Source organism: Gemmatimonas sp. (genome assembly GCF_044376735.1).
In the GTDB taxonomy this organism is placed as follows: Bacteria; Gemmatimonadota; Gemmatimonadetes; order Gemmatimonadales; family Gemmatimonadaceae; genus Gemmatimonas.
Genome location: NZ_JBILKJ010000135.1, coordinates 1 through 7,378 on the forward strand (window position 1 = coordinate 1; position 7,378 = coordinate 7,378).

Genomic DNA, 7,378 nt, shown 5'->3' on the forward strand with positions numbered 1-7,378 from the left:
AGTGGTGTGGTGCGGCCGTACGCATCGGTGACCATCGCCACGCCGCCGCGCGTCACGCGGATCAGCGTGTCTGGACGCGGCCAGCTGAACCACGCGAGTCCGGCGCTTGCCACGATCACGGCGACCAGCATCGCAATGCGCTGGGCGCTCATGGCGTCACGACCGGCACCGTCACGGGCACGGTCGTGCTGTCGCTGAAGTGCAGCTGCAGGCGCACGCTGTCGCCGACCGCCAACGCGTGGCGCAGGCCGACCAGCATCACGTGCACTCCGCCCGGTTCCATCTTCACCACCTCGGCGGGCGCGATGAGCATGGCGGTGCGCGGCATCATGTGCGCCATGCCGCCCGCCTGCATGCTCTCGTGCACTTCGGCCGCATCGGCGTCGTTGGTGGTGACCCCGACCAGCGTGATCGCCGCGGTGTCGTTGTTCGCGATCTCCATGTAGGCGCCGCTCATCGCGCCGGAATCGGCGATGCGCGCCCAACTGTTCGCCACCGCGATACGCCGCGGTGCGGGGGGGGCCGACCGGGGCGTACAGGCCGCCGCGACGAGAGACGCGGCAGCCACGAGGGCGACGCGGACGACGGGAAATGCGCGCAGGATCATAGCAACCGCCCGAGATCGGCCGCCAACGCGTCCCACCCCGTTCCAAAAGGATACAGCGCCACCAGCTTGCCGTGCGAATCCACGAGAAAGACCTGTGACGAATGACTGACGAGATACCCGGTCGCGTTCGTGCCGGGTTCGCGCGCCGCGGCGACGCCGAACGCCTCCATGATGCGCGACGTCGTGATGGCATCGCCCGACACCCCCTCGAACGCAGCGTCGTACATCCGCGCGTACCGTTCGGCGACCGCCGGGGTGTCACGATCGGGATCGACCGTGACGAAGACGAAGCGCACCCGCTTGGCGTCGTCACCCAGTTTGGCGCGCACGCGTTTCCAGTCGGCCAGCGTGGTGGGGCAGACATCCGGGCAATGGGTGTACCCGAAGAAGAGCACCATGGGGCGCTCAGGCTCCGGCGCCGTCGTGAAGGTGGAGCCGTCGGTGCGCGTGAACACAAAGGCGGGCATGTCGCGCGGCGGATCGACCGCCATGCCCTTGAAGCCGCCGGAGAGATCGCAGGCGGTCAGGAAGATCGCGCTGGCGAGCCGCAGCCCGTTTATGGCGCGGCGCATCGCGCGCACTGCCCGTACAGCGTCACGTCGTGCGACTCCAACCGAAACCCTTCGGGGGTCAGCTCCCGCAAATCGCCGGGACATCCGTGAATCTCGAACACGCGCGCGCAGCTGCGGCAGCGGAAGTGATGATGATGCGCGATGCCGGCGCGCTCGTAGCGCGGCGCTTCGCCGGGGAGTTCCACCGGCACCAGCCAGCCGGTATCCACCAGCGCATTGATCGTGCGGTAGACGGTGGCGATGCCGAGCGTCGACATCTGCTCCCGGCCGGCTTCGAGCACTTCGGTGGGCCCCAACGGGCGGGGCGTGACCTCGAATACCTGCCGGATCGCATCGCGCTGTTTCGTGTTGCGTTCCATCACCTAAATATGCCTGGGGACCGAGTGGCGTGTAGGGCTGGCGCGGCGTTGATTTCGCGTTCATGACGTCCGCCAATTCCGAGCGATCCCAGTGGACTCGCCTGCTCATCCTCGCCGTGGTTGCCGTGGCCCTGGCCCATGCCCTCGATGGCGTGGCCTGGCGTTCCGCGCGGTTGCTGTCCGTGAACGACAAGGATTGGGGACGCCTGCTGCGCTCCATGGGCTATCTCCCCACCTGGGGCGTCATCGCCTTGGGCTTCTGGTTGCAGCAGCGTGACCACCCGCAGCGCTCGCGGTACGCGTGGGCGCTGCTGCTGGGCCCCGCGCTCAGCGGCGGCGTGGCCGAAGTGCTGAAGCTGCTGATCCGCCGGCTCCGACCGAATCCCGATGTCTTCGAGTACGTCTTCCGCCCATTTGCTGAGGGGCCGCTGTCGAATCGCGGCATGGGCATGCCCAGCAGCCACGTGCTCGTCGCGTTCGGTGGCGCGGCCGTGCTGGCGCAGCTCTATCCGCGGGCACGCGGGTTGTGGTACGCGCTGGCGGCCGGATGTGCCGCGACCCGCGTGCTGGCGCTGGGGCATTTCCTCAGCGACACCGTCGTGGCGGCGGTGCTGGGGGTTATGGTGGGTCAGTGGGTCTGGAAGCGGGCGGACGTGGTGCCCAGTTCCTGAGACTGGGTTTTCAGTATGCTCTGAGTGGTCGCTCGCGACGCGACGCGACGCGTACCGTGCCCGTGCCGGTTGTGGCCGAAGCCCCAACGGCCGACCGGCGACGGGCAGATCGGCCGGATCAATGGTCTGCACCCACGCGGGTGAGACGCGCGATGGCCACGCTATCGGACCACGAGATTCAGCGGCGGTGCCTCCCAAACCGTGGTGGTGCCACGGAACACGCGCAGGTTCATGCGCGTGGCCCCGGCCACGAGCCCGCCGAGGGATCCGCCAAGGCGATCCCCCGTCCAGCGGGCTCGGGTTGGATCCTCAATAACAACCGGCAGGGAATGATCGGCATATGGCTGCAACGTGAACCACTCGTTCTTCGGTGGCATATCGTGATCGTCGGGCGACCGTCCCTGCTTCACGAAATGCACGCGGAACTGGCGTTCGCCGCCAGCCGCGACCACGGGAAACCCGTGCCAATGATCATCATGCGAGAACACGACATTCCCGGTGACGGCGTCCTCGACAATGACGCTGGCGATCGAGAGTCGCGGTGCACTGGCGGGCGGTTCAGCGACCGACTCGCCGCTACCGCCACAGGCCGCAAGCAGGGCAGCGGAGGCCATAACTAACGCGCGGCGCCCGAACATGACGCGGGAAGCTCCGAATGACACACAGGTTGAGTTGGGGTTCATAGCAGTCCTCCGGATGAACGAGCCACGGGGCAACTGGCCCGGGGATGGACGATGACGTCGAGCCATGGCGATACGAGATCGGCATGCGTGATATGCCAGACGACGAAGCGCACGCGCGTCGTCCCCGGCGCCAGCGCGATCAGGCGCCCGCGACCTCGAAGTGGCTCCCAGATCACATTTGGACCACTGCTCTCGCCCCGAATCTCCAGATCTCGACGTGAGACCAAATCAACGGAGAGGCCACGGAAGTCGAGCGCCTGTGGTACCAGCGTCCGCACCTCGTCGGCGCACAGTTGCAGCGGTCCGCCACTCCAGGCCTGATTGTCCGTCGTCCGCATCACGACCGCACGCGTCGTCGAGTCGCTAAACACGAGGTCCGCCACCTCCGCATGCGGGGTGACCACCGCGATGGGATGCTCACACGCCAACAGCGCCAGCGCGGCGAGCACACCGATACTTGAACGCAGCACGCGCATCACCAACTCCATCGATACAACAGGCGCACATTGCGCCCGGGTTGCGGCGCGACTTGCTTGGCGCGCCAGAGATGGTCGCGCCAGTCGACGTCGAACAGGTTGTCCACCGAGGCCGTGACCTCGTGCAGCTGCGTGCCCAACAGCCAGCGGCGCGCCACGCTGACGTTGACCACGGCCCACCCATCGGTCGGGCAAAACTCCGCCGGCAAGAGCGCTGGCGCGTTACCACCGCGCACGGCTTGGGACGCGGCCAAGACACAGGTGTTCGCGCCGAGCGAACGCGGTGGAGGAGGCACACGTCCCTGCCGTGCAGCGGCCTCAACGGCGCCGGTGGCACTCCATTGGCGGCCTTCCCACCGACTCTGCAGGCGCGTGCGGAGCGGTGGCATTGCCGGCAGTGGGACCCACGACTCTGCCGACGCAGCCGAGGCACTCACGACATTGCGCTGCGTTCCTTGCACCCACGAGGCCGTTGCGTCGAACGTCACCCCGCGTCGTGCCCACGGACTCCACTCGAGCCGCCCCTCGGCGCCGTGGAGTCGGGCATCGGCCTGATCGGCCTGATACACGTTATACCGACGCAGTCGTTGATCGCGCACCGGTGCACCCGTCACGCTATCCACCAACGGGCGCTGATAAATGAAGTTGCCAACGCGCATCGAGAAGATCGCAAACTCACCGCGCACGGCACCACGTGTGATGCGGGTAAAGAGATCGAGCCCCAATCCCTGCTCAGCGCGGAGCTGCGGATTGCCGACCTCATAGGCATACGTGGCCAAATGCGGGCCCGCCGAAAAGAGCTCTTCGATGGCGGGTGGTCGAAAGGCACGTGCCACGCTTGTACCAATCACGACACCGCGATGCACTTCCGCGGTCAGGCCCACACTGCCGGTCGGCGCGGTAAAGGCGCGCGTGCGCACATCACGCACCAGCGCGGTCTCCGTGCTGTCCAACGGCACAATCCGCGCGGCATCCCATCGCGCGCCCCATTGCAGACGCACCGCCCGTCCGCCGAAGAACGCATCGAGTTCCATCTCCTCCATCGCGAAGACGGCGGCCCCGCGCAACACACCCGGACGTGTGCCGGTGAAGCTCCCTTCCGCGCGAAAATCGCGCCACTGCATCCACGCACCGGCACTGCCGCGAATGGGAACGCCAGCCTTCCGCACGTAGTGCACGAGCGCATCGCCGTTGGCCATGAGCTGGCCGAAGCGCGTGCCCACGAACCCTCCGCGTTCGAGCTCAGACTGTTCAAAGCGGGTGAACTGCGTCGAGACGTTGGCCTGCGAGAGCTGCGGCCACCACCGTTGACCGGTGAGCGCCGCGTTGGAGCGCCACGACGCATCGACGCGCCCACTGCGCCGGGCCAGATCGACGTACACACCGCCGTCGTGGGCACCCGGCAGCACGATGCCCGCAAACGAACCCGGCACACCGTACGCATTAACCACGTCGCGAGCGGCCGCGCCAAGGCGCCAACTCCCACGGGATGTGGCGAGATCCACCAGCGCGGCACCCATCCCGACGTCATGTCCGCGCACGTCAGAGTACGGAAGCACACCCGCCGGCGCCCGTGTATCGCCCGCCGTGCGCCAGGAACCACTCACCCGCCACGCCAACGGGCCAACGCCACCGCGCAACGCCCCATGCGCCACACCGCCGTCGTTGACCGATTCGCCTTGCCCACTGAAGGTGCCGCCGATGCGGCGAGTGATGCGCTCCGTTGGCACGTCGTCACGTACCACGTTCACGACCCCACCGAGGCTGTTGCTGCCGAAGAGCAACCCCGCCGGACCGCGGATCACCTCCACACGGCGCGCCGTCATCGGATCGATGGTGACGGCGTGATCAGGGGCCGTCGTCGCGATATCACCAGTGCGTTGACCATCCTCCAACACCAACACCCGATCGCCCGTCAAGCCGCGAATCACCGGTTGGGTCGCCATCGGACCATTACTGCGTGCCGTCACGCCGGGTTCTCCGGCAATGGTCGCCGCGATGGACGGAGCAAGCCGTCGATCGAACGCGCGCCCTTCCAGTGCCGTAGCGGGACGCGCGAGCGATAACCCGCTGCCTTGCGCCGCGGTGACGCGCACGATGCCCAACGCCTGCACGCGCGTTGCGCGCCGGGCTAACGAGTCCCGCTGAATCGAGTCCCGTTGGCTCGGGGTATACACCACCGAATCGGCCGTGCGACGCACTTGCTGTGACAGACCCGCCGTCGGGAGGACACTCCCGACGGCGGTGAGAAGCAGCCACGTCCGCCGAACGCGAACAGGCACAGCGATCACTGCTGCAGCGAGCGATTTTCGCGCACGCCAAGTACCACGATGCGCTCGGGATTGCCGCCCACGTTCAGGGTGCGCGTGATCGACGGCACGCCGGCGCTGTTGATGGCGACCTCGAGCACACGGCCTTGCGTCGGGCTCGTCATGTACGCCACGCCCTCCGCGAAGGCGAAGAATGGTGTCAGCACCGTGCCGCTGGTCGGCATCGGCGGCACAACGCCATTGAGCGTACCGGTGACCTGCCGCGTGTTCATGTCCACGACGTGCAGGTTGCCAAGCCGACCCAGGATCACCGCGTAGCGACCGTTGTGATCGATCTCTGCCGTCCAGTCAATCTCGCTGGCAGGCAGGGCAATCGACGTCATCGTGCGCGAGGAGGGCTGCACGACACCGAGCGCACGCGTCGCCGCGCTGACCGGCTGGCCACGGATCGACATGCGAACGAGGAAGTTCGGCTGCCCGTCGCGCGCCCACACGGTGCCGACGCCAAAGCGCGGTTCGGTGGCGTGCGTGACCTTCTGGAAGCTGACCGACGTCCCGGCGGCCGTCACCAACAGCGCGCCATCAGCGCACCCGTACAGCTTGCCCGCACCGTTTCCGCCCAAACCATGCAACCCGGGGCAAGTGGTGTTGCGCGCAACTTCCTGACCCTGACGGTTGTAGACGACCACGCCGTTCGGGAGGGCGGGGTTGGTCGGATCCTGAATCGACGCCGAGAGCAAGCCGCCATCGAGCGTGGCCATTCCAGCGCCATGGTGCGCATTCCCCGTCCGCACCGTCTGAACCGGCTGTGTGTTGCCAGCGGCTACACTCTGCTCGCTCCAGAAGCGCACATTGCCGCTGCCGTCGAAATGCACCGAAACCAGATCGCCGTTGTAATTGCCGTGGATCGGCGTCGAGTCATTGAAGCTGCCAATAATGCGCGGGGCCTGCTTCACGCCCCGACCGTTCTGCTCAAAGACACCGCCGTCGATGAACGACACCCGATTGCGCGTCTGGAAATGCGCGAACGCGATGCGCCCCTTGGCCGTGTACAGGTAGGTGATACGAGAGGGCAAACCGCCCATCGAGTCCACCCGTGCACCGGTGCTCGCATCGAAGACACGCGCAAAGGCCGCGGTATCGGAGATGACCAGTCGGCGGAATTCGGTGGCAGGTACCGTGGGCGCCGCCGACGTGCCGTTGTCGTCGCCGCACGCAGCCAGGGAAACGGAGGCGATCACGGCGACGGCAACCCGAGCAGACGACGCGTGACCGAAGGAACGAGCAAGCAGCATGGCAACCTCAAGCGTTCTTGTTAATGAGTGCGCTGTATCAACAGCGATGCACCCTAACAAGGTAACTATTGCGATGTCAATATCATTAAGCGTTAAATCGGTCGTCCGCGCTGGCGCTCGCGTTGCTTCGAAGCGCGCAATTGCGACTTATCTCTCAGCATCACTATCCTTCAACCATGACGGGTTCAGCCTTTCTCGCCGCCAGTCTTGGTGCGCTCGCCGCCGGCCCCGTTCTGACCTGGTTCGTTGGACACCGTGCGCAGCTGATGGCCTTTATCGACGGGTTTATCCTGATCGCGATCGGCGGCTTGGTGTTCTTTGATGTGGTGCCGCACGCCCTGCACGAACGTGACGTGGTGGCTGCGCTCTGCCTGCTGGCTGGCATCGTCCTTCCAACGCTCGCGGAACGGCTCCTGCACATCGGCGCACGCCAGACGCACACGGT

At 66.5% G+C, this 7,378-nt stretch carries 8 protein-coding genes and 1 pseudogene; 2 read left to right on the forward strand and 7 right to left on the reverse strand.

Annotated features, from left to right (window positions below):
* Positions 1–148 precede the first annotated feature (148 nt).
* Genes ACIRA7_RS13540 through ACIRA7_RS13550 form a run of 3 tightly spaced genes read right to left on the reverse strand, consistent with a single transcriptional unit; the run spans position 149 to position 1,538 of the window.
* Positions 149–607 carry a copper chaperone PCu(A)C gene (locus ACIRA7_RS13540; protein ID WP_396221379.1) on the reverse strand — a complete coding sequence of 153 codons (459 nt, stop codon included), beginning with the start codon at positions 605–607 and terminating at the stop codon, positions 149–151.
* Complete coding sequence (locus ACIRA7_RS13545; RefSeq protein WP_396221380.1) at positions 604–1,179, reverse strand: SCO family protein; 576 nt, start codon at positions 1,177–1,179, stop codon at positions 604–606. The genes ACIRA7_RS13540 and ACIRA7_RS13545 overlap by 4 nt, the downstream gene beginning before the upstream one ends.
* Positions 1,164–1,538, reverse strand: a complete 375-nt coding sequence (locus ACIRA7_RS13550; protein ID WP_396221381.1) for a Fur family transcriptional regulator — start codon at positions 1,536–1,538, stop codon at positions 1,164–1,166. The genes ACIRA7_RS13545 and ACIRA7_RS13550 overlap by 16 nt, the downstream gene beginning before the upstream one ends.
* A gap of 62 nt (positions 1,539–1,600) precedes the next feature.
* Here ACIRA7_RS13550 and ACIRA7_RS13555 point away from each other — a divergent pair, with 62 nt between their 5' ends.
* Positions 1,601–2,209, forward strand: a complete 609-nt coding sequence (locus ACIRA7_RS13555) for a phosphatase PAP2 family protein (protein WP_396221382.1) — start codon at positions 1,601–1,603, stop codon at positions 2,207–2,209.
* Positions 2,210–2,370: 161 nt separating this feature from the next.
* On the opposite strand, the gene ACIRA7_RS13560 is transcribed toward ACIRA7_RS13555, so the two are convergent.
* The 4 genes from ACIRA7_RS13560 to ACIRA7_RS13575 form a co-directional block, all read right to left on the reverse strand.
* Entirely contained in the window at positions 2,371–2,847 is a 477-nt protein-coding gene (locus ACIRA7_RS13560) for a hypothetical protein (RefSeq protein ID WP_396221383.1), read from the reverse strand.
* Between the two features lie 41 nt (positions 2,848–2,888).
* On the reverse strand, positions 2,889–3,380 hold the full coding sequence (locus tag ACIRA7_RS13565) for a hypothetical protein (protein WP_396221384.1): 492 nt from the start codon (positions 3,378–3,380) through the stop codon (positions 2,889–2,891).
* A complete protein-coding gene (locus ACIRA7_RS13570; protein WP_396221385.1) occupies positions 3,368–5,569 on the reverse strand; it encodes a TonB-dependent receptor in 2,202 nt (733 codons plus the stop codon). Before ACIRA7_RS13570 ends, ACIRA7_RS13565 begins: the two co-directional genes overlap by 13 nt.
* Before the next feature lie 86 nt (positions 5,570–5,655).
* Entirely contained in the window at positions 5,656–6,933 is a 1,278-nt protein-coding gene (locus ACIRA7_RS13575) for a hypothetical protein (protein ID WP_396221386.1), read from the reverse strand.
* Between the two features lie 176 nt (positions 6,934–7,109).
* Between ACIRA7_RS13575 and ACIRA7_RS13580 the strand changes: the two are divergent.
* Positions 7,110–7,378, forward strand: a pseudogene (locus ACIRA7_RS13580) (hypothetical protein); the annotation flags it as partial.